The sequence below is a fragment of the Achromobacter sp. FW305-C-28 genome, from assembly GCF_058783235.1.
Genome location: NZ_JBYSYL010000001.1, coordinates 789,526 through 812,509 on the forward strand (window position 1 = coordinate 789,526; position 22,984 = coordinate 812,509).

17 protein-coding genes and 1 tRNA gene are annotated in these 22,984 nt (G+C 65.4%); 14 read left to right on the forward strand and 4 right to left on the reverse strand.

What is annotated here, in order from left to right; all coding sequences use genetic code 11:
• Window positions 1-602: 602 nt before the first annotated feature.
• Window positions 603-679: transfer RNA gene (locus AC3WMR_RS03635), tRNA-Met, on the reverse strand.
• Window positions 680-745: 66 nt separating this feature from the next.
• On the opposite strand from AC3WMR_RS03635, the gene scpB reads away from it, so the two are divergent.
• The 8 genes from scpB (at window position 746) to typA (ending at window position 12,292) form a co-directional block, all read left to right on the forward strand.
• The gene (gene scpB, locus AC3WMR_RS03640; RefSeq protein WP_492262694.1) at window positions 746-1,957 is read left to right on the forward strand and encodes an SMC-Scp complex subunit ScpB; all 1,212 of its coding nucleotides are present in this window, start codon (window positions 746-748) and stop codon (window positions 1,955-1,957) included.
• A gap of 35 nt (window positions 1,958-1,992) precedes the next feature.
• Complete coding sequence (gene rluB, locus AC3WMR_RS03645) at window positions 1,993-3,801, forward strand: 23S rRNA pseudouridine(2605) synthase RluB (RefSeq protein ID WP_492262695.1); 1,809 nt, start codon at window positions 1,993-1,995, stop codon at window positions 3,799-3,801.
• A gap of 324 nt (window positions 3,802-4,125) precedes the next feature.
• Window positions 4,126-4,629, forward strand: coding sequence for a ribosome maturation factor RimP (gene rimP, locus AC3WMR_RS03650; protein ID WP_263910786.1), 504 nt, complete (start codon window positions 4,126-4,128; stop codon window positions 4,627-4,629).
• Window positions 4,626-6,104, forward strand: coding sequence for a transcription termination factor NusA (nusA, locus tag AC3WMR_RS03655; RefSeq protein ID WP_492262696.1), 1,479 nt, complete (start codon window positions 4,626-4,628; stop codon window positions 6,102-6,104). Before rimP ends, nusA begins: the two co-directional genes overlap by 4 nt.
• A gap of 91 nt (window positions 6,105-6,195) precedes the next feature.
• Window positions 6,196-9,255 (forward strand): translation initiation factor IF-2, encoded by a 3,060-nt coding sequence (gene infB / locus AC3WMR_RS03660; protein WP_492262697.1) that lies wholly within the window; start codon window positions 6,196-6,198, stop codon window positions 9,253-9,255.
• A gap of 23 nt (window positions 9,256-9,278) precedes the next feature.
• Window positions 9,279-9,680 carry a 30S ribosome-binding factor RbfA gene (gene rbfA / locus AC3WMR_RS03665; RefSeq protein ID WP_025140228.1) on the forward strand — a complete coding sequence of 134 codons (402 nt, stop codon included), beginning with the start codon at window positions 9,279-9,281 and terminating at the stop codon, window positions 9,678-9,680.
• A 39-nt stretch (window positions 9,681-9,719) separates the two neighbouring features.
• Window positions 9,720-10,472, forward strand: coding sequence for a tRNA pseudouridine(55) synthase TruB (gene truB, locus AC3WMR_RS03670; protein WP_025140229.1), 753 nt, complete (start codon window positions 9,720-9,722; stop codon window positions 10,470-10,472).
• Window positions 10,469-12,292 carry a translational GTPase TypA gene (gene typA / locus AC3WMR_RS03675; RefSeq protein WP_175193904.1) on the forward strand — a complete coding sequence of 608 codons (1,824 nt, stop codon included), beginning with the start codon at window positions 10,469-10,471 and terminating at the stop codon, window positions 12,290-12,292. Before truB ends, typA begins: the two co-directional genes overlap by 4 nt.
• Window positions 12,293-12,403: 111 nt before the next feature.
• Here the strand turns inward: typA and AC3WMR_RS03680 are convergent, their stop codons facing one another.
• Complete coding sequence (locus AC3WMR_RS03680) at window positions 12,404-12,796, reverse strand: tautomerase family protein (protein WP_492262698.1); 393 nt, start codon at window positions 12,794-12,796, stop codon at window positions 12,404-12,406.
• A gap of 106 nt (window positions 12,797-12,902) precedes the next feature.
• Between AC3WMR_RS03680 and AC3WMR_RS03685 the strand changes: the two genes are divergently transcribed.
• The gene (locus AC3WMR_RS03685) at window positions 12,903-13,763 is read left to right on the forward strand and encodes a LysR family transcriptional regulator (RefSeq protein ID WP_492262699.1); all 861 of its coding nucleotides are present in this window, start codon (window positions 12,903-12,905) and stop codon (window positions 13,761-13,763) included.
• A 6-nt stretch (window positions 13,764-13,769) separates the two neighbouring features.
• On the opposite strand, the gene AC3WMR_RS03690 is transcribed toward AC3WMR_RS03685, so the two are convergent.
• Entirely contained in the window at window positions 13,770-14,705 is a 936-nt protein-coding gene (locus AC3WMR_RS03690; protein ID WP_492262700.1) for a LysR family transcriptional regulator, read from the reverse strand.
• 127 nt (window positions 14,706-14,832) lie between these two features.
• Between AC3WMR_RS03690 and AC3WMR_RS03695 the strand changes: the two genes are divergently transcribed.
• Window positions 14,833-15,816 (forward strand): Bug family tripartite tricarboxylate transporter substrate binding protein, encoded by a 984-nt coding sequence (locus AC3WMR_RS03695; protein ID WP_492262701.1) that lies wholly within the window; start codon window positions 14,833-14,835, stop codon window positions 15,814-15,816.
• A gap of 62 nt (window positions 15,817-15,878) precedes the next feature.
• A complete protein-coding gene (locus AC3WMR_RS03700) occupies window positions 15,879-17,303 on the forward strand; it encodes a M20 family metallopeptidase (RefSeq protein WP_175217251.1) in 1,425 nt (474 codons plus the stop codon).
• Window positions 17,304-17,355: 52 nt separating this feature from the next.
• On the opposite strand, the gene AC3WMR_RS03705 is transcribed toward AC3WMR_RS03700, so the two are convergent.
• The gene (locus AC3WMR_RS03705) at window positions 17,356-18,072 is read right to left on the reverse strand and encodes an LOG family protein (protein WP_492262702.1); all 717 of its coding nucleotides are present in this window, start codon (window positions 18,070-18,072) and stop codon (window positions 17,356-17,358) included.
• Between AC3WMR_RS03705 and polA the strand changes: the two genes are divergently transcribed.
• From polA to AC3WMR_RS03720, 3 genes are all read left to right on the forward strand, one after another.
• Window positions 18,071-20,788: a DNA polymerase I gene (polA, locus tag AC3WMR_RS03710; RefSeq protein WP_492262703.1), complete on the forward strand. Its 2,718-nt coding sequence runs from the start codon at window positions 18,071-18,073 to the stop codon at window positions 20,786-20,788. The two genes, AC3WMR_RS03705 and polA, sit on opposite strands and share 2 nt — an antisense overlap.
• A 90-nt stretch (window positions 20,789-20,878) precedes the next feature.
• Window positions 20,879-21,712, forward strand: a complete 834-nt coding sequence (locus AC3WMR_RS03715) for a ZIP family metal transporter (RefSeq protein ID WP_175193911.1) — start codon at window positions 20,879-20,881, stop codon at window positions 21,710-21,712.
• 116 nt (window positions 21,713-21,828) lie between these two features.
• On the forward strand, window positions 21,829-22,617 hold the full coding sequence (locus AC3WMR_RS03720) for a dienelactone hydrolase family protein (protein WP_492262704.1): 789 nt from the start codon (window positions 21,829-21,831) through the stop codon (window positions 22,615-22,617).
• Window positions 22,618-22,984: the final 367 nt, after the last annotated feature.

Here is a 22,984-nt window from a genome sequence, read left to right on the forward strand (position 1 = left end):
TTGGGTGCTTTCCCGGTCGGCCAGGCGCTGAACTGCAGGGCTTTTGCCAATGTCCGCAAGCATGTAGTCTTAGAAAAACATCCAAGAATCGTAATTTCGGCTTAACAGGCCGCGGCATCGTGGGGCAGGGGCTCTGGATGCACGAGGGGAGGCGCATCAGGGCCTTCGGCAGGTGGTGGATGCCACGCCGTTGTCCGGTGCCTGACGATTCAGGTCCTTTGATCTCGATTGCTGCAATATCGATTGCCGCGAAAATAGTGCTGGACCCGGCACCGTTCGCAGGCTTGTTGGCTTGTTATGCCAGCTTTTCCGGATTTTGCTTAAAACATTGCCCCGCGGATTGCCGGGGTGTGCGTGCAGCCCATCTTGCATGGCGCGAACCCCGCGGCCCGAGCCCGCGGCGGTGGTCAGTAAACACAGGAATCTCGTGAGAAATTCGCAAACCAGCGCAGTCTGTCGCCGTACCGCCCATCGGTTGGTTCGGGCGGCTGCGCGGGTCGGCGTGTCGCGCGTTGCGGGTTTGAATTTGCCGCAATCGCGTGCACAACAATCGCGGGCAGAAATGAAAAAGGCCCGGCGCAATCGCCAGGCCTTGATCAATTTGGTTGCGGGGGCAGGATTTGAACCTACGACCTTCGGGTTATGAGCCCGACGAGCTGCCAGACTGCTCCACCCCGCGTCTGAGAAAAGAATATTAACCTTATTTTCACCCTAACGCAAGTTAGCCCCTTTTTATTGAATTTGAATGTCGATGAACGATAGCGAGGCGATACTCGTGCTGGAAACCGCGCTGCTATGCGCGGTGCAGCCGATGCAACTGTCCGAAATGCGCAAGCTGTTCGGTGACGATGAACAATTCGACAACAGTGCCTTGCGCACGTTGCTGGAGACCCTGCAGGGCAACTGGGCCGATGGCGGCCTGGAGCTCGTGCAACTGGCGACGGGCTGGCGCTTCCAGAGCCGTCCGCACATGCAGCGCTACCTGGAACGGCTGAATCCTGAAAAACCGCCCAAGTATTCGCGCGCGGTGATGGAAACGTTGGCCATCGTGGCCTGGCGCCAGCCGGTCACGCGCGGCGATATCGAAGACATCCGCGGCGTTACCGTGTCGTCCAATATCGTCAAGGCGCTGGAAGACCGGGGCTGGATCGAAGTGATCGGCCATCGCGACGCCCCGGGCCGGCCGGCGCTGTTCGGCACCACTCGCCAGTTCCTCGACGACCTGGGGCTGCGTGCGCTGGATGAGCTGCCCGCCCTGGAATCCGCCCATGCGGCGGCGGCGCTGGCCGGTCTGGACCTGGGTGAGGTCCAGCAGCTGGCTGAGGCTGCCGAGGCTGAAGCGCAGGATGCAACGGCTGCCGCGCAAGGTCAGGCGCAGCATGAAATCGCAGTGGCGGACGGTGACGCGGCAATCGACGCCGGCGCAGGCCAGGCTGGCGTGCCGGGGAGTATCCCGGTTGCGGAATTGTCTGTTTCGGACGACGATGCAACCATAGGCATGGGCGATAGCGTAGAATCCCCGCTTTCGCGCCCAGAAGAAGACGCGACTCCCGCAGACGATTCCACCGTCCGGGCGCAAGCCGAAAGCTTGCCCGATGCGCCATCCGTGGGCATCGAGGATGCCGGGCGCTTCGATCAAGCCGAGGCGCCGGGCGTGGATGCCGCCCAAGAGGCGCATGGCGGGTTGTCCGAAAATCCTGCTGATACTGACAGTTCCGATGCCGCTGCCAGCCCTGGCGCTGCGAATGAACTTGTCGAGCACGCGGAAAGCGCGGAACCGACCGAACCGATAGATAAGGCCGAACCCCTGGCGCCTGGCGCCGACGCGTTCGAGCCCGATACCGGCTCCGCCATGGCGGAGCCTGCCGAGCCGGATTCCGATCAGCCCGAGGCTGATCGCGAACCGGCGTCCCCAGATGATGATGCGCCTGCCACCGGCAAGCCTACCCAAGTTTGAAATTCGGAGCTGTCCCAGTGACAACGAATACAGCAATGCAGGACGATACTCCCCGTCCGGATGACGCCGTTTCCAACGGCCAGCCGGAAGCCTCTGCCACCCGTGAGCCGGCCGCCGAGGGCGAAGCCCGCGGCCGCGGCCGCAAGCTGCGCACGCCGTTCCGCCGCCGTCGTGGCGATGCGCCCGCTGCCGAGCAGGCGCCCGCCGCCGCCGCGGATGCGCAGGCCCCCGCTGTCGGCGCCGCCGACACGGCCGACACCCGTGGTGGCGAGCAGGAGGCCGAGCAGGCATTGTCGTACCTGGATACCGCCGACCGCATGGAACAGCGGCTGGGCAAGTACCTGAACAGCGATGTGGTCATGCCGAAGCTGCACAAGGTGCTGGCCGACGCCGGCATCGGCTCGCGCCGCGAAATGGAAGAGCTGATCGTCGCTGGCCGCGTGTCGGTCAACGGCGAGCCGGCCCACATCGGCCAGCGCGTGGCCCCGAACGACCAGGTCCGCGTCAATGGCAAGCCCATCATGCGGACCAACACCAAGAAGCCGCCGCGCGTGATCCTGTATCACAAGCCCTCCGGCGAAATCGTCAGCCATGACGATCCGGGCGGCCGTGCCAGCGTGTTCGCGCGCCTGCCCAAGCTGCGTACCGGCAAGTGGTTGTCGGTGGGCCGGCTGGACCTGAACACCGAAGGCCTGCTGATCTTCACCACCTCGGGCGACATGGCCAACCGGATCATGCATCCGCGTTACGGCACCGAACGCGAGTACGCCGTGCGCGTGCTGGGTGAAATGGACGAAGCCCAGCGCCAGTCGCTGGTCGATGGCATCGAATTGGAAGATGGCGTGGCCGCTTTCGGCGCGCTGGACTACCTGGGCGGCGACGGCAGCAACCGCTGGTACCGCGTGACCCTGCAGGAAGGCCGCAACCGTGAAGTGCGCCGCATGTTCGAAGCGGTCGGCGTCACGGTCAGCCGCCTGATCCGCACCCGTTTTGGCGACGTGGTGCTGCCGCGCACGCTGCGTCGTGGTCGCTGGGAAGAGCTGGATGCCTCGCTGGTCACCGCCTTGATGGTGCAGTTGGGACTGTTGCGTGAAGACGACGATGCCGGTGGTAATCGCCGCCGTTCCAAGCAGCCCCAGTCGCACGACAGCGCCTTGCCCCCGGGGTTCGGCACGCTGGATCGCAATGGCATGAATGGCGCCCGCATCGGTCGCCGCGGCAAGATCCAGGGCGGCCGGGTGGGCAGCGCCGGCCAGGCGGCGGCGTGTCCGTCGGACCCCTTCGGTACCGGCCTGATGATCGCGGGCGGTTACGCCAATGGTCATCCGCTGGCGGGCGAAGCCAATGGCAACAGCAGTGGCAATGGCAACCGCAAGGGCGGCAAGCCCACGGGTGGCCGGGGCTCGGGCGCAGCCGGCGGCAAGCCGGGCGGCCGCAGCGGCGGCAAGACGGGCGGCAAGCCGCGCGGTCCGCGCGCAGCGGCAGCCAGCGGCCCCGTGGCCAATACGGCGGCGGGCAATGTGGCCGAGGTGCCGGCAGGCGCGGGTCGCAAGCCGGCTGGGGGCAAGCCGGGCGGCAAGCCGGCGGGCGCGCGTGGCGGCAATGCCGGCCGGGGCGCCAAGCCTGCGGGCGCGGGCCGGGGCGGCAACAAGGCCGAGGGCTCGCGCGCCGGTGGCGGTAACGCTGGCGGCGGTAACAATAAGGGGCCGGGCGCCGGCGGCAAGCCGCGCGCACCGCGCAATGCGTCGTCTTCGCCGCGTGGCGACGACTGGCAGCCGCGTGGCGCTTCGGCCCACGAATCCCGCCTGGGCGTGATGAGCGGCCGGGGTGGAAGAGGGCGCTAAGCCGCTTGCCGGGCGGCGCCTGGGTGGCGTCGCCTGTCGGATGTGTCCCACATAAACGTAAGCCCGTGACGAATCAGGCGTTTTTCCAGTTTATCTGGTAAAATCAATGGTTTTCATGGCTTCGCGTTCTTGCTTTCGCGCCTTGGCTTTTGGCCGCGGAAGGGTTGCGTGGGGCGGGCTGGTGCGCCGCAGTGGCGGTGCAAGCCGAAATTTAGGTCGCAATATAGGGCACTGCCCAGCATTGCTCCTTACGTGCAGTAAGGGTGGCGGCTGGGCGCTGTGCAATACGGTGGGCTGGGCGTGCAGCCCATTTTTTTTGAGTATATGGCTGATTTATTCGCATTGACCGAAGAGGCTCTTGCCGGCATGGATGTCGAACTCGTCGACGTCGAGCGTGCCGCGCTGGGCCTATTGCGCGTCACGATCGATCGGGTCGGCGGTGTGCGCATCGAAGACTGCGAGCAGGTGTCCCGCCAATTGTCGCGGGTGTACGAGGTCGAGAACATCGACTACAAGCGGCTGGAAGTCGGTTCGCCGGGCATTGACCGCCCGTTGCGCAACGAGACCGAATTCCGCCGCTTCGCAGGCGAACGCATCGAGATCAAGCTGCGCGAGGCATTGGACGGGCGCAAGGTCTTCTCCGGCACGTTGACCGTGCCCGAAGACACGCCCGCAGCCCCGGATGCCGCGGCTGGGATGCACAAGACCGTGTTCGGTCTCGAATTTGAGGCAAAAAAGAACGAAGTCCAGGTGTTGAACTTCACGGTCGATGATATCGAGCGTGCAAAACTGGATCCCGTTCTGGATTTCAAGGGCAAAAAGCGATGAGTCGCGAAATTCTTCTGTTGGTCGATGCCTTGGCGCGTGAAAAGAACGTCACGCGTGATGTCGTGTTCGGAGCGCTTGAAAGCGCGCTGGCCTCGGCCATGAAAAAGCGCTTCAAGGATGATGCGGACATTCGTGTTGCCATCGATCGTGATACCGGTGACCACGAAGGTTTCCGCCGCTGGCTGGTGGTGCCGGACGAAGCCGGCCTGCAAGAGCCCGACAAGCAGGAAATGCTGTCGGACGCGGTCGAGATCGTGCCTGGCATCAAGGAAGGCGAATACATCGAAGAGCCGCTCGAGCCCATCGAATTCGGCCGCATCGGCGCCCAGGCTGCCAAGCAGGCCATCCTGCAGAAGATCCGCGACGCCGAGCGCGAACAGGTGCTGAACGACTTCCTGGACCGTGGCGAAACCATCGTGTCCGGCACGATCAAGCGCATGGACAAGGGCGACGCCATCATTGAAACGGGCAAGATCGAAGCGCGCCTGCCGCGTTCCGAAATGATCCCGAAGGAAAACCTCCGGGTCGCCGACCGTGTCCGCGCTTTCGTGTTGCGCGTCGACCACGCGGCCCGCGGCCAGCAGGTCATCCTGTCGCGCACCTCGCCCGAGTTCATCCGCCAGCTGTTCGAGAACGAAGTGCCCGAAATCGAGCAGGGCCTGCTCGAGATCAAGGCGGCTGCCCGTGATGCCGGCGTGCGTGCGAAGATCGCCGTGGTGGCATACGATAAGCGTATCGACCCGATCGGCACCTGCGTCGGCATGCGCGGTTCGCGCGTGACCGCCGTGCGCAACGAGCTGGGCGGGGAACAGGTCGATATCGTGCTGTGGTCCGAAGACCCCGCGCAGTTCGTCATCGGCGCCCTGGCGCCCGCCAACGTCGAATCCATCGTGGTGGACGAAGACAAGCACGCGATGGACGTCGTGGTCGACGAAGAAAACCTGCCCAAGGCCATTGGCGCCAAGGGACAGAACGTGCGCCTGGCGTCCGAGCTGACCGGCTGGCAGATCAACATCATGACGCCGGAAGAAAGCCTGAACCGCCAGGAAGTCGAGCGTTCGGGCCTGCGTGCCACGTTCATGAACAAGCTGGACGTCGACGAGGAAGTCGCCGACATCCTGATCGACGAAGGTTTCACCGGTATCGAGGAAATCGCCTACGTGCCCATGCAGGAACTGCTGGAAATCGAGGCGTTTGACGAAGACACCATCAACGAGTTGCGCGCCCGTGCCCGCAATGCGCTCCTGACCGAGGCCATCGCCCAGGAAGAGCGTCTGGAAACGGCACAGGATTTGCTTGAACTCGAAGGCGTGACGCAGGAACTGGCCGCCAAGTTGGCCGAGCGTCAAGTGCATACGCGTGATGACTTGGCCGAATTGGCAACGGACGAGCTGGCGGAAATCGCCGGCCTGACCGAGCAGGAAGCCAGCGATCTCATCATGCGTGCCCGCGCCCATTGGTTCGACGAAGAATAACCATAAGGACACGGGTCTGCGGCGGATGCCGTCATGTCCGCCGCAAGTTCACGTTGTTTGTAATAGCTGCATATAGGGAAGAGAGAGCCTAATGTCGAGTAACACCGTCGCCCAGTTCGCTACCGAGCTGAAAATGCCTGCCAATGTGCTGCTGGATCAGCTGCGCTCGGCTGGCGTTGACCTCAAATCGGTTGACGATTCCGTCACCGACAGCGACAAGGCGAAATTGCTCGAATCGCTGCGTCGCGCTCATGGCGCGACCGAAGGCAAGAAGATCACCCTGACGCGCCGCCAAACCTCCGAGATCCGGCAGGCTGACGCCACCGGCCGCTCGCGCACCATCCAGGTCGAGGTTCGCAAGAAGCGCGTGTTCGTCAAGCGTGATCCCTCCGAAATCGCCCTGGAGCAGGCCGCAGGCGCCCGCGCCGAAGACGAAGCGGCCGTCGAAGAATCGCAGCAGGTGTCCGCGCCGGCCGTGACCGAGGCTCCCGCCTCGGCCGAACCGCGCGAAACCGCGCCCGTCCAGGCAGAGGCTTCGGCCCCGGCTGCGGCGGAAACGCCCGCTGCAGTAGAAGCGCCCGCGCCGGTAGAAGCGCCCGCGCCTGTTGAATCCGTCGCGGCCGAAGTGCCCGCCCCCGTCGAGGCGCAAGCCCCCGAAGTCCAGGCCCAGCCTGAACCGGAACCGACGCCGGCGCCCGCTCCTGCCGAGCCCGTGGCCGAAGTGGCCAAGCCCGAAGTCAAGACTGAAACCACCGAGCCCAAGGCTGAAGAAGCCAAGCCGGAACCCGTTGTGCTAGCTAATACGTCCGAACCATCTTCCCCCCAGGCCGCCGCGCCTGTCGCCCAGGCCCAGCCTGCCGCGAAGTCCGAATCCGTCAAATCCGCCGCCAAGCCGGTCGAAGCCGCTGCACCCGCCGCCAGGGTGGGTAACCGCGCCGACAATCGCCGCGCCGGCCCGCCGCTTGCCGCCTCCGCCACTGGCGCTGGCCGCGACGAAGCGCGCCGTGCCGCCGAGGCCGAAGCCGCTGCCCTGCGCGAGATGCTGAACCGTCCCCGCAAGGTGCTGCGTGCGCCGGAACCCGAAGCGCCCGCCGCTGCGCCGGCAGCCCCGATCTCGGGCACGCTGCACAAGCCCGCCGGCAAGCCCGGCGCCGCGCCTGGCGCCAAGAAAGACGCCAAGCCCGCCGCACCCGGTACCAAGAAGACCATCAAGACGGCCGAAGTGGCCTCGACCTGGTCTGACGACGCCTCGCGCAAGAAGCCGGCCGACAAGCCGGCAGCGCCCGCCAGCCGTGACGGCTGGCGCGCGGGCGGCAAGGGCGGTGGCAAGAGTGGCGGCCGCGGTGGCCGCAACCAGCAGAACGATCGCCGCAACGAGCCCGCGCCGCAGGAATTCATCGCACGTGAAGTTCACGTGCCGGAAACCATCAGCGTGGCCGACCTGGCCCACAAGATGTCCGTCAAGGCCGCCGAGGTCATCAAGCAATTGATGAAGCTGGGCCAGATGGTCACCATCAACCAGGTGCTGGACCAGGAAACGGCCATGATCGTGGTCGAGGAACTGGGCCACGTGGCCATCGCTGCCAAGCTGGACGACCCCGAAGCCTTCCTGGACGAAACCGCCAGCGTGTCGGAAGCCGAACAGCTGCCGCGCGCCCCGGTCGTGACCGTCATGGGCCACGTCGACCACGGCAAGACCTCGCTGCTGGACTACATCCGCCGCGCCAAGGTTGCCGCGGGCGAAGCCGGCGGCATTACGCAGCACATCGGCGCCTACCACGTTCAGACCGAGCGCGGCATGGTGACCTTCCTTGACACCCCGGGCCACGAAGCGTTCACCGCCATGCGTGCCCGCGGCGCCAAGGCCACCGACATCGTCATCCTGGTGGTGGCTGCGGACGACGGCGTGATGCCGCAGACGCGTGAAGCCATCCACCACGCCAAGGCGGCCGGCGTGCCCATGGTCGTGGCGATCACCAAGATCGACAAGCCCTCGGCCAACCCCGACCGCGTCAAGCAGGAACTGGTTGCCGAACAGGTGGTGCCGGAAGAATATGGTGGCGACGTGCCGTTCGTGGGCGTGTCTGCCAAGAGCGGCGAGGGCATCGACGCCCTGCTCGAAAACGTGCTGCTGCAAGCCGAAGTGCTGGAACTGAAGGCGCCCGAAGACGCACCCGCCAAGGGTCTGGTCATCGAAGCCCGCCTGGACAAGGGCCGCGGCCCGGTCGCCACGATCCTGGTGCAGAGCGGGACGCTCAAGCGCGGCGACGTGGTGCTGGCCGGCGCGAGCTTTGGCCGCGTGCGCGCCATGCTGGACGAAAACGGCAAGCCGATCCAGTCGGCCGGCCCGTCCATCCCCGTCGAGATCCAGGGCCTGACCGAAGTGCCGGCTGCCGGTGACGAACTGATGGCGCTGTCCGACGAGCGCAAGGCGCGCGAAATCGCGCTGTTCCGCCAAGGCAAGTTCCGCGACGTCAAGCTGGCCCGCCAACAGGCCGCCAAGCTCGAGTCCATGTTCGACAACCTGGGCGAAGGCACGCAGACCCTCACGCTTATCGTCAAGACCGACGTGCAGGGTTCGCAGGAAGCGCTGGTGCAGTCGCTGGTCAAGCTGTCGACCGACGAAGTCCGTGTGCAAGTGGTGCACGCGGCCGTGGGCGGCATCTCGGAAACCGACATCAACCTGGCCATCGCCTCGAACGCAGTCGTCATCGGCTTCAACGTGCGTGCCGAAGCCAGCGCCAAGAAGCTGGCCGAGAACAACGGCATCGACGTGCGCTACTACAACATCATCTATGACGCCGTGGATGAAGTGAAGGCAGCAATGTCGGGCATGCTGGCGCCCGAGAAGAAAGAAGAGATCATCGGCCTGGTCGAGATCCGCGAGGTCTACAGCATCTCGCGTCTCGGCAACATCGCCGGTTGTATGGTGCTCGATGGCATCGTGCGCCGCGATTCCCAGGTACGCCTGCTGCGCAACAACGTGGTTCACTGGACGGGGCATCTCGAATCGCTGCGCCGCTTCAAGGACGACGTCAAGGAAGTCAAGTCGGGCTTCGATTGCGGTCTTACGCTGCGCGGCAACAACGACATCCAGGTGGGCGACCAGCTGGAAGTCTTTGAAATCAAGGAAATCGCGCGTACGCTGTAAAGCGTCGCGAGGCATTATTGCTAATGAGCCGTCACAAGTCCAAAGCCATCCCCGGTCGCAACCTGCGACTGGCCGACCAGATCCAGAAGGATCTGGCCGGGATCATCCAGCGCGAGATCGATACGACTCGCGCGGGACTGATCACGCTCTCTGGTGTGGAACTGTCGACCGACTACGCGCATGCCAAGGTGTATTTCACGGTTTTGGGCGCCGAGCCCGAAGCCGCGACCACCTTGCTGAACGAGAAGGCCGGCTGGCTGCACTCCCAGCTGTACAAGCTGCTGCACATTCACACTGTCCCCACTTTGCGCTTCTTCCACGACGAGCAGATCGCCCGTGGTATCGAGATGTCGATCCTCATCGACCGCGCAAACCGGCCCGGCCCGCACTCGGGCGTGCCCGACGAACCTGAAGACCAGTCCTGATCGGGCTGTCGTCACTGCTTTAATTTCCGGATTCCGACGATGGCTAAACGACGCGGGCTTGCGCTCGACGGTGTGCTGTTGCTCGACAAACCCGTAGGTTTGTCGAGCAACCACGCCTTGCAGCGCGCAAAACGTGCCATGGATGCGGCGAAAGCCGGCCATACCGGTACCCTGGACCCCTTTGCCACCGGCCTGCTGGTGTGCTGCATGGGCCGGGCGACCAAGATTTCCGGCGCGATGCTCAACGCCGACAAGGCGTATCGCGCTACGCTTCAATTTGGCGAAGAAACCGATTCCGGCGACCTGACCGGCAACGTGGTGTCCACGGCCGAGCCTGGCTTCGTGGTCGACGAACAGGCCCTGCGCGAAGCGCTGTCACGTTTCTCGGGCACGATCGAGCAGATTCCGCCCATGTATTCGGCGCTCAAGCGCGACGGCAAGCCGCTGTACGAATACGCCCGGGCCGGCATCGAGCTGGAGCGCGCGCCGCGGCAGATTACGATTTACCGCATCGAGCTGCTGTCCCTGAACGGGACGCAGGCAGAGATCGATGTGGCTTGCAGTAAAGGCACATACATCCGGACGCTGGCCCAGGACATCGGGCGCGCGCTGGGCTGTTACGCCCACCTGGCGGCGCTGCGGCGCACGCACGTCGGGCCTTTTTCTCTGGAACGCGCCGTTGCGCTGGATGCCTTGCAGGCGATGCCAGACCCCAAGCAGGCATTGCTTGCACTGAACGAATTGCCGGAGGGCTTGCTGCCCTCCACCCTGACCTTAAAGGACTCGCTATGACTCGCGCCTTGCGCAACGTCGCCATCATCGCCCACGTGGACCACGGTAAAACCACCCTGGTCGACCAGCTGCTGCGCCAATCCGGCACCTTCCGCGAAAACCAGGCGCTGACCGAACGGGTCATGGACTCGAACGATCTGGAAAAAGAACGCGGCATCACGATTCTGGCCAAGAACTGTGCCGTTGAATACGAAGGCACGCACATCAACATCGTCGACACCCCGGGTCACGCCGACTTCGGTGGCGAAGTCGAACGCGTGCTGTCCATGGTCGACGGCGTGCTGCTGCTGGTCGATGCCGTTGAAGGCCCGATGCCGCAGACCATTTTCGTGACCCGCAAGGCGCTGGCCCTGGGCCTGAAGCCGATCGTCGTGGTCAACAAGGTGGACCGCCCGGGCGCCCGTACCGACTTCGTCATCAACGCCACGTTCGACCTGTTCGACAAGCTGGGCGCGACCGAAGAGCAGCTGGACTTCCCGGTGGTGTACGCCTCGGGCCTGTCCGGCTACGCCGGCCTGACTCCGGACGTGCGCGAAGGCAACATGCGCCCGCTGTTCGAAGCCATTCTCGAACACGTGCCGCAGCGCGACGACGATCCCAACGGCCCGCTGCAGATGCAGATCATCTCGCTGGACTACAACAGCTACGTCGGCAAGATCGGTGTGGGCCGCATCAACCGTGGCCGTATGCGCCCCGGCATGGACGTGGCCTACAAGTTCGGCCCCGAAGGCCAGGGCGGCCGCGGCCGCATCAACCAGGTCCTGAAGTTCCACGGCCTGGAGCGCATCGTTGTCGATGAAGCCGAAGCCGGCGACATCGTGCTGATCAATGGCATCGAAGAACTGGGCATCGGCTGCACGGTCACCGACGCCGCCACGCAAGACGCGCTGCCGATGCTGCGCATCGACGAACCGACCCTGACCATGAACTTCATGGTGAACACGTCGCCGCTGGCCGGCCGCGAAGGCAAGTTCGTCACCAGCCGCCAGCTGCGCGACCGCCTGGACCGCGAACTGAAGTCCAACGTGGCGCTGCGTGTGCGCGACACGGGCGACGATACGGTGTTCGAAGTGTCGGGCCGCGGTGAACTGCACCTGACGATTCTGCTGGAAACGATGCGTCGCGAAGGCTACGAGCTGGCCGTGTCGCGTCCGCGCGTGGTGTTCAAGGACATCGACGGCGTGAAGTGCGAGCCGTTCGAATCGCTGACCATCGACGTCGAAGACGCCCACCAGGGCGGCGTGATGGAAGAACTGGGCCGCCGCAAGGGCGACCTGCAGGACATGCAGCCGGACGGCCGTGGCCGTACCCGCCTGGAATACCTGATTCCGGCCCGTGGCCTGATCGGCTTCCAGAACGAGTTCCTGACGCTGACGCGCGGCACGGGCCTGATGAGCCACATCTTCCACGAATACGCGCCCGTCAAGGAAGGCTCGATCGGCGAGCGCCGCAACGGCGTGCTGATCAGCCAGGATCACGGCGACGCCGTGGCCTACGCTCTGTGGAAGCTGCAGGATCGCGGCCGCATGTTCGTCAATCCGGGCGATGCGCTGTACGAAGGCATGATCATCGGCATCCACAGCCGTGACAACGACCTGGTTGTGAACCCCATCAAGGGCAAGCAGCTGACCAACGTGCGCGCCTCGGGCACCGACGAAGCCGTGCGCCTGGTTCCGCCGATCCAGATGTCGCTGGAATACGCCGTGGAATTCATCGACGACGACGAACTGGTCGAAATCACGCCCAAGTCGATCCGTCTGCGCAAGCGCTACCTGCTCGAAAACGAGCGCAAGCGCGCCGCACGCGAATCCGCCGTCTAAGCGCCGCGCGGGGCATTGCCCCGCTTGGCAAGGCAGCAAAAAGGCCGTACGCCCCAAGGGTGTACGGCCTTTTTTTACGACCCGGCTCGGCGGGAGGGCTTTGTCTTCGGTTCAGGCGTGCTGATGGCGATATTCCTGCGTCTTGCCGCCGTAGCCATATGCCGCCGCGCGAGCATCGATCACATGCACGTACGAGCATTCATGCAGCTCGCCCAGGATCTCTCGGAACGCCGCGTAGATCTCCTGGATGAAGCGCGCTTTTTCGGCCTTGGTGTTGGTTTCGTCCGTGACGCTGATGTCCAGGTGAAAGGCGTTCTTGCCGACTTCGGACAGGGGCTGTGCGCCGATGAACCAGAGGTCATGCGGAATGTGCTGCAAGGTGATCGCGATGACCGGCAGCTTCTTGCCCAGGACGGTCTGGGTCAGGCCGGCGACGGCGTCGACGATGCGGCGGTTCACGTGGGCATCGGATTGGCCGGAAACATGGATGACGATGTGAGGCATGGAAGGCTCCAGTGGGTGAGGGTATGGAGCCAGTGTAGAAAGCCGATTGACATCGGAAAAGCGGGAATTTACGATTTCAACCATCGAATAAACCGTTGGATAGACCGTGTCTGGATTCGACCTGGACCAGTTGCGCACGCTGGTTGCCGTGCTGGATGCGGGCAGCCTGACGGCGGCCGCACCCAAGGTGTTCCTGTCGCAATCGTCGGTGAGCGAACAGATGCGCAAGCTGGAGGAACGCGCGGGGCAGGCGCTGCTGATTCGCGGCAAGTCGGGGGTGTCCGCCACACCGGCCGGTGAGCGGCTGCTGGCGCATGCGCGCGCGATCCTGTCGCTGAGCGAAGAGGCCTACCGCGACTTGCGCGGCGTGGCGTTGCAGGGCGAACTGCGCCTGTGCATCACCGACTACTTCCGCCCGGGGGATGTGGCGGGCATGCTGCGGCGCTTGAACGAGCAGTATCCGCAGGTGCGCATGCACGTCACCATCATGAAAAGCGGTGCGATCGAGGCGGCCTACGAGCGCGGCGAGATCGACGTGGGTATCTCGATGGTCATCCTGGAACGCGGCGCAGGCAAAGGCCGCCCGCAAGGGCCGGTGCTGCGGCGCGAGTCGCTCTTGTGGATGGCGGCGGATGGCGTTCAGGCAACACGCGGGGCGTTGCCGCTGCTGGCGCTGCCGGAAACCTGCGCGCTGCGCCAATATGCCGAGCGCCTGTTGTCGCGGCGCAGCGTGCCGTATGCGGTGGCGCACGTGGCGTCCGGCGTGGCGGGCCTGCAACTGGCGATTGCGGCGGGGCTGGGCGTGGCCTGCCTGAACGAGTCGGCGTTGGCGCCAGGCATCGCCCGCGCGCAGTGGCCGGGCTTGCCGCCGCTGCCCGAGGTTGAATTCCGCCTGCTGCCGCCACGGCCGGGCGAAGACCGTTTCATCGAGCTGGCGCGCGAGGCCATCGTGCGGGCGATGCGCTGATATCGGCTAGGGGTGGGGCGCCGCCATCAGCCAGTCCAGGAACTCCCGGCCGGGCCCGTCTTCGCGCACGACGGCGCCGATGGGCTGGAAGGCGCCAGGCGAATCGATCCGTATGCGCTGGAAGTGGCCATGGCGCAGGTACCAGTCGGCCAGCGTCAGCGGCACCATGGCCAGCGCCTGCTGCGCCTGCATCACGGCGATCAGCAAGGGCATCGGCGGCGCGGCGCTGGCCAGCCGGCACAGTCGGGGAACGATGCCGGCACGCTCGAAAAAGGCGCTGAAGACGGCGTGGATCGCCAGTTCCGGGCGTGGTTCGATCCACAACTGCGAGGCGACCTGGGCGAGCGTGGGCGGGGTAGGGCCGGCCAGCAGCGGATGGCCTTCGGTGCCGACGATGACAGCCGCATCCTGTTGCAACGGCACGAATTCCAGGCCGGCGGGCATGGCTTCCGGGCGCCGGCACAGCAGCATGTCCAGGTTGCCCGCCGCCGCCAGTGGCAGCAGTTGTTCGCGGCTGCCTTCCTGGACTTCCACGTGCAGGTCGGGGTGGGCCAGCATGTAGGCCGGCAGGCGCTCGGCCAGCAGACCGCCGCTGGCCGCGGGAATGGCGCCCAGGCGCAGGCTGCCCGCGGCGCCGTCGCGCAGCGCCGCAACCGAATTGGTGGACGCCCGCAGCGTCGTGAGCATGCCGCGCGCGCATTCCGCCATCAATTGTCCGCTGCGAGTGGTGCGCATGCCGCGCGCGTGGCGTTCGAACAGGCTGACGCCCAGCAGGGCTTCGATATCGGCCAGGGCGTGGGTGGCAGCCGGTTGGCTCATGCCGATCTGGGCCGCGGCCTGCTGCACGCTGCCCAGGTCGGCCACGCCCGCCAGCAGTTGCAGGTGGCGCAGGCGGCCCTTGGCCAAGAGGCGGGACAGCAGGGTGGCGGGAGCGACGTCCATGGCAGGGGTTGGGGTGTTTTAGCTATTCAAATTTCGAATATATCGACGCATTAATGTATTTGAAATAAGGATATGCCCTGCCCAGAATGACGCTTTTCACGTGATCACGCCCAGGAGGGGCTGTTCCATGACGTTCCGCCTATTGCATGCTGTCGTCTGTGCCGTCGCTGCCGGCGTGTCTTCCGGGGCCCTGGGCGCGGGTGCCTATCCCACCCAGCCCGTGCGCCTGATCGTGCCATTCGCCCCCGGCGGCTCGACCGACGTGCTGGCGCGAGCGGTGGCCGACGGGCTGCGCAAGGAACTGGGCCAGAGCGTGGTGGTGGAAAACCGCGCCGGCGCCGGCGGGCTGATCGGCACCGAGGCCGTGGCGCGGGCCGAGCCGGATGGCTACACCCTGGGCATGGCTACCGTCAGTACCATGGCCGTGAACCCGCTGCTCTACGGCACCAGGCGGGTGGATCCGGCGACCCAGCTGAAGCCGGTGGGCGCGGTGGCGACCGTGCCGGTGGTGTGGATGGTGAACCCGGCGTTTCCGGCGACTGATTTCACGCAATTCCTGGCCGAGCTGCGGGCCCATCCGGGCAAGTATTCGTTTGGGTCGCCCGGCGTCGGTTCGCTGGGCCACCTGAATCTGGCCGCCATGAACGCCGACCTGAAGGTTGAGGTGCTGCACGTACCGTATCGCGGCATGGGGCCGGCGCTGACCGCGGCCGTGGGCGGCGAGGTGCAGGTGCAGCAGGACCAGTACGCCTCGGCGCAGTCGCTGATCAAGGCTGGCAAGCTGCGTCCGATCGCCGTGTCGGCGCCCACGCGGCTGGCCGGCCTGCCGCAATTGCCGACGCTGGCCGAATTGGGTTATCCGCAATTGAACGCGCTGGGCCAGACCTGGTTTGGCCTGGTCGCGCCGGCCGGCACGCCGGATGCGGTGGTGCAAGCCGTCAATGGCGCGGCGCAGCGTGCGTTGGCGGACCCGGCGCTGGTGCAGCGCCTGGCGGGCCTGGGCGCCGAGCCGCTGACCGGCACACCGCAGGCCTTTGGCGAACGCATCGCGCAGACGCTGGCCGCCAACCGAAAAATCATTGAAACTGCCGGCATCAAGCTGGACGAGTAAACGGTTTTACGCCGCCCCGCGAAAGCGGGGGTAGACCCTATAGACCCGCCACAGGAGACGCGATGGGAGCCATCGACAAACTTGCGCCGTTCATCGACGCGCGCAGCGAACGCTATGCGGAACTGAGCGACCGCATCTGGAGCCTGGCCGAACTGCGCTACGACGAGCACAAATCGGCCGAACTGCACATCGCCATGCTGCAAGACGCCGGCTTTCGCGTCACCCGTGACGCGGCCGGCATTCCCACGGCCTTCGTGGCCGAGGCCGGCAGCGGCGGCCCGGTGATCGGCATCCTGGGCGAATACGACGCCCTGTCGGGACTGAGTCAGGAAAGCGGCGCCTTCGCCTGCCAGCCATCGCCCGAAACTCCCAATGGCAATGGCCACGGCTGCGGCCACCATCTGCTGGGCACAGCCGCACATTTCGCCGCGGTGGCGGTCAAGGAATTCCTGCAAGACAACGGCTTGCCCGGCACCATCCGCTTCTATGGCTGTCCGGCCGAAGAGGGCGGCTCGGGCAAGACCTTCATGGCGCGCGCCGGGCTGTTCGATGACCTGGATGCGGCGCTGACCTGGCACCCGGCGTCGCACACCGGCATTTTTCATCAGTCTTCCCTGGCCAATATCCAGGCCTATTTCCGCTTTCGCGGCGTGGCGGCGCATGCGGCCAACTCGCCGCACCTGGGCCGCAGCGCGCTGGACGCGGTGGAACTGATGAACGTGGGCGTGAATTACCTGCGCGAGCACATGGTGCCCGATGCGCGGGTGCATTACGCGGTGACCAACAGCGGCGGCATTTCGCCTAACGTGGTGCAGGCCCGCGCCGAGGTGCTGTACCTGGTGCGCGCGCCCATCAATTCGCAGGCGGCCGAGCTGTACGAGCGCGTCAAGAACGTGGCCCGCGGGGCGGCGCTGATGACTGGCTGCGAGCTGGAGATCGTGTTCGACAAGGCCTGCTCGAACTACATCCCCAATGGGGTGTTGAACGAGGTCATGTACGCCAACATGCAGGCGTTGCAGGGGCCGTCCTACACCGAAGGCGAACAGCAGGCCGCACGCCGGATGTGGGACGCGATTTCTCCCGACGATATCGACAACGCGGGCAAGAACCTGGGCGCGGTGCTGCGCAACCCGACACCGCTGTTCAGCGGCGTGGCACCCTTTGAGCCGGGCAAGACCGAGATCAGCTACGGTTCGACCGACGTCGGCGACGTCAGCTGGGTCACGCCCACGGCGCAGTGCTGGGGCGCCTGCTATGCCTACGGCACGCCGTTCCATTCGTGGCAGATGGTGGCGCAGGGCAAGCTGTCGCTGGCCCACAAGGGCATGGTGCACGCCGCGAAGATCATCGCTGCGACCGCCGCGGACCTGTACCGCCAGCCCGAGGCGCTGGCGCGCGCCAAGCAAGAGCTGCTGGACATGCGCCGCGGCCAGCCTTATGTCTGTCCGATTCCGGCGGACGTGCTGCCGTCTTTCATGCGCAAATAGGGCAGGACGGCGGCCCCGCCTGGGGCCGCCGGGGCTTTGGCCCCGTTTCCAGTCAGGCCGGCAGCGACGGCGCGTATTGCGCGTCGGAATTGACCTTCTGGTGGAATTCGACCACCTTGCGCACGACTTTGCGGGGATCGTCTTCGATGATGAAAAGATCCAGGTCGTGCGCGCCGATCATGCCATTGGCCAGCACCTGGCCGCCCAGCCATTCGACCAGGCCCGACCAGTATTCGCTGCCCACCAGCACGATGGGCGCGGGCGGGACCTTGCCGGTCTGGATCAGCGTCAACGCTTCGAAGAGTTCGTCCAGGGTGCCAAAGCCGCCCGGCATCGCCACGTAGGCGAAGCTGTGCATGAAGAAGGTGGCCTTGCGCGAAAAGAAATATTCGAACGACAGGCTTATAGTCTGGTATTCGTTGTTGTGCGCTTCGTGTGGCAGGCTGATGTTCAGCCCGATGCTGGTGCCGCCGGTTTCGAAAGCGCCCTTGTTGGCCGCTTCCATGATGCCGGGGCCGCCGCCCGCGATGACCGCGAAACCCGCCTCGGCCAGGGCGGCCGAAATCGCGACGGTGGTTTCGTAGTGGGGCGAGTTGCGGCTGACGCGCGCACTGCCAAAGACGCTGACTGCGGGCCCGATATGGGCCAGCTTGTCTGCCGCCGTCCGTATCTCTGACATAATCAGCGGAATTTGCTTGTTGGCGGGCGTTTCCGCCGTCGTTGCCGTCGTATTTGCCGCAGTTGTTGCCATATCTGCCTTTGTAACCATGAAAAAAACCCTATTGCTGGTCGACGGTTCAAGCTACCTGTACCGCGCTTTCCACGCTATGCCTGATTTGCGCAACGCGCAAGGCGAACCCACCGGGGCGCTGTACGGCGTGGTCAATATGCTGCGCAAGCTGGTAGCCGACTATAAGGCAGAGTATGCCGCATGTATTTTCGACGCGCGCGGCAAGACCTTCCGTGACGATCTGTACCCGGAATACAAGTCGCATCGCCCGCCCATGCCCGAAGACCTGGCGGCCCAGATCGAACCCATCCACCGCGCCGTGCGCGCGCTGGGCTGGCCGGTGCTGGCCATCGAAGGCGTCGAAGCCGACGACGTGATCGGCACGCTGGCCTGCCGCGCCGCCGAGCGCGACGTGCACACCATCGTGTCCACCGGCGACAAGGACCTGGCGCAGCTGGTCAACAGCCACGTCACGCTGGTCAACACCATGAGCGGCGAAGTGCTGGACGAGGCCGGCGTGGTCAACAAGTTCGGCGTGCCGCCAGACCGTATCGTGGACTACCTGATGCTGGTCGGCGACACGGTCGACAACGTGCCGGGCGTGACCAAGGTGGGCCCCAAGACGGCCGCCAAATGGATCTCGGAATTCGGCTCGATCGACAAGCTGGTCGAAGGTGCCGAGGGCATCAAGGGCGTGGCGGGCAGCAACCTGCGCGAAGCCATTCCCAATTTTCCGCTGACGCGCGAGCTGCTCACCGTGAAATGCGATTGCGACCTGACCGGCCACGTCGACAGTGTCGACGACCTGACGCCGCGCGGCCGCGATGAAGCGACGTTGACCGAGCTATACGAACGCTACGGCTTCCGCACCTGGCTGCGCGACCTGACCGGCGATGCCGAGCGCGTGCCGGCGGGCGACGCCCGCGTGGCCGTCGACGTGCCGGTCGCCCCCACGGAACTGGACTACCAGATCATTGCCGACTGGCCCGCATTCGATGCCTGGCTGGAAAAACTGCAAACCGCCGAGCTGGTGGCGCTGGACACCGAGACCACCTCGCTGGACGAGATGCAGGCCAGGCTGGTGGGCCTGTCGATGGCGGTGGCGCCGGGCGTCGCCTGCTACATCCCGGTGGCGCACCGCGGCCCGGACAACGCCACGCAATTGCCCAAGGCCGACGTGCTGGAACGCCTGCGCCCCTGGCTGCAGGACGCCTCGCGCGCCAAGCTGCTGCATCACGCCAAGTACGACGCGCACGTATTCGCCAACGAAGGCATCCGCCTGGCCGGCATCACCGACGACACGATGTTGCAAGCCTACGTGCTGGAATCGCATAACCGCGTCGGCCTGAACGACCTGGCGCAGCGTTACCTGGGCCGAAGCGGCGTCTCGTACGAAGACCTGTGCGGCAAGGGCGCCAAGCAGATCGGCTTTGACGAAGTGGCGGTGGACAAGGCTGGCCACTATGCGGCGGAAGACGCCGACTTTACGTTGCAACTGCACCAGGTGCTGCGCCCGCAGGTGGCCGCCGATGCCGGGCTGGAACGCATCTACCTGCTGGAAATGCAGGTGTCCGCCGTGCTGACCACCATCGAGCGCAATGGCGTCAAGGTGGACGCGGCCGAGCTGGGCCGCCAGAGCCACAAGCTGGGCCAGGAAATGCTGCAGCTCGAGCAAAAGGCCTACGAGCTGGCCGGGCAGCCGTTCAACCTGAATTCGCCCAAGCAACTGGGCGAAATCCTGTTCGGCCGCATGCAGTTGCCGGTGGTGCGCAAGACCGCGGGCGGCGCGCCGTCCACCGACGAGGAAGTGCTGAGCAAGCTGGCGCAGGACTACCCGCTGCCGCAGGTGCTGCTGGAATACCGCGGGTTGTCCAAGCTGAAGTCCACCTACACGGACAAGCTGCCGCGCATGATCAACCCCGATACGGGCCGCGTGCACACGCGCTATTCGCAGGCCGCGGTGATCACCGGCCGCCTGGCCTCGTCCGATCCCAACCTGCAGAACATTCCCGTGCGCACCGAAGCCGGCCGCCGGGTGCGCGAGGCCTTCATCGCCGAGCAAGGCCTGCTGCTGTCGGCCGACTATTCGCAGATCGAGCTGCGCATCATGGCGCACGTGTCGGACGACGCCAACCTGCAACGCGCGTTTGCGGCCGGCGAAGACATCCACCGCGCCACCGCTTCGGAAGTGTTCGGTGTGTCGCTGGAGGACGTTTCGTCCGAGCAGCGCCGCGCGGCCAAGGCCATCAACTTCGGCCTGATCTACGGTATGGGGGTGTTTGGCCTGGCGTCCAACCTGGGCATCACCCGCGATGCCGCGCAGGCCTACATCGACCGATACTTCGCCCGCTATCCCGGCGTGGCGATGTACATGGAGAACACCCGCCGCGTGGCCCGCGAACAGGGCTACGTGGAAACCGTGTTCGGACGCCGCCTGCAATTGCCGGAAATCCGTGGCGCTTCCGGGCCGCGCCGCCAGGGCGCCGAGCGTGCGGCGATCAACGCGCCCATGCAGGGCACCGCGGCCGACCTGATCAAGATGGCCATGGTGGCCGTGCAGGACTGGCTGGAAGCCGAAAAGCTGCAGACGCGCATGATCATGCAGGTGCACGATGAACTGGTGCTGGAAGCGCCGGACGCGGAGCTGGAACTGGTCAAGGAAGCGCTGCCGCGCCTGATGTGCAATGTGGCCGAGCTGCGCGTGCCGCTGGTGGCCGAAGTGGGCGTGGGCAAGAACTGGGAACAGGCGCACTGAGCGCGGGGCCGCCTGAGGGCGGCCCATTTCCGCTTTTGCGGTTGCAACAATATAATGTTGCGCTTCCCCCGCCAATAAACCGTCCCCCAAATGTTGCTGCTCTGGGTCCTGCTTGCTACCGTCACCGGTGGCCTCATTGCCGTCCTTGTCGCCAGCTGGCTGGCCTACAAGGTGTTCGCCCAATACCTGCACCACATGGTGAGCCTGTCGGTGGGCGTGCTGCTGTCGGTGGCGTTGTTGCACCTGTTGCCCGAGGCGTTCGAGGGCGCGGTGGGCGACGCCCACGTGCTGTTCGGGTTGATGCTGGCATCGCTGATCGGTTTCTTCGTGCTGGAAAAGATCGCGCTGCTGCGCCATAGCCATCATCACGAAGGCGACGGGCACCATCACCATTCGGGCCACGACCGCCACGAGGCGGGCCGCGGCGGGGTGTTGATCCTGATCGGCAGTTCGTTGCACAACCTGTGCGACGGGGTACTGGTGGCGGCGGCCTTCCTGACGGATCCGCTCTTGGGCGTGCTGACGGCGGCCTCGATCATCGTGCACGAGGTGCCGCACAAGCTGGGCGATTTCGTCGTCTTGCTGAACGCGGGCCTGGCGCGCCGCCGGGCGTTTGCGCTGATCCTCTTCACCAGCTTGTGTTCAGCCGTGGGCGGCATAATAGGCTACTTCGTGCTGCAGCAAGCGCAGGGCTGGGTGCCGTACGTATTGGTGGTTGCCGCCAGCAGCTTCCTCTACATTTCGGTGGCCGACCTGATGCCGCAGATGCACGAACGGGTATCCCTGGCCGATGCGGTGCCGCAGCTGTTGCTGGTGGGCGTGGGCGTGGCGCTGATCTACAGCGTGACGACGCTGATGCACCACGGGCACGAGCACGAAACCGGAGCCGGCGCGGCGCGCACGGAGCACGTCCACACGCACTGAGGCGCGGCGTTCGCGATACCCGGCTTTGTCCTGATCCTGGCCGGTCGTGTCGCGCATGCCTAGTTGGCGAATCGCGGGACGCCGGTCCCGCGTTGATCCCTACACAGGAGTTCGCCATGAGTTTTTCCGCCGCCGCAGGCAACGTCGCCCCCACCGTGATCCACACGGATACGCAGGGGCTGGTCCACGGGGATTTCCAGCTGCCCGTGGCTGATGGAACCCTGGACGCCTACTACGCCGCCCCCGAGGGCAAGCAGAACCTGCCCGTGGTGCTGGTAGTGCAGGAAATCTTCGGGGTGCATGAGCACATCAAGGACGTCTGCCGCCGGGTCGCCAAAGCCGGCTACCTGGCCGTGGCCGCGAATCTGTACCAGCGCCAGGGTGATGCCTCTACCTATACCGATATTCCGAAGCTGATCGCCGAGATCGTGAGCAAGGTGTCCGATGAGCAGGTGTTCGCGGATCTGGACGCCAGTGTGGCGTGGGCCGCGCAGCACGGCGGCGACCCCAGGCGCGTGGCCGTGACGGGCTTTTGCTGGGGTGGGCGCCTGACGTGGATGTACGCGGCGCACAATCCGGATGTCAAGGTGGGCGTGGCGTGGTACGGGAAGCTGAGCGCCGGGCATGGCCCGTTGATCAAGCGGGTCGCGTTCGATGTGGTCAATGAACTGCATGCGCCGGTGCTGGGGCTTTATGGGGCCAAGGACGCCAGCATTCCGGTGTCGGATATCGAGATCATGAAGGGCAAGCTTGCCGGCGGCAATGACAATGCCAGGCGGTCGGAGTTTGTGGTGTATCCGGACGCGGATCATGCGTTCATGGCGGATTACCGGGCGAATTATCAGGCTGAGGCTGCCAGGGATGGGTGGAAGCGGATGCTGGAGTGGTTCAAGCGTTACCTGTGAGGGAGTTGGCGTCGCTGCGCGCGACGGGGCGCGGCCTTTGGTGTGGTGTGGGCGGGTTTTCTTCGTAGGCCGCCCGTCACGGGTTGGGCGCAGGGATGCGCGCCTACGATTGCGGTCCGGAGCCTTCGCTCCGGACTGCCCCGTTGTCATCCTCGTCCTCGCCTTCGGCGACTCCTACGGATTCCCTCGGGCGCATCTAACGGCGCGCACCCCTGCGCCCAACCCGCGCCGGGCTACCGGTTTCGAGAATTGAAGCGCTGCCAGGCCGAGGAATGGGGGAGAGGTTTGCGTCGCCCGCCCAGACCGGCCGCGCGGGCGGCCGGCTCTGGGCATACATGCCCTGCTGCGTCGTGACGCAGCACGCTGC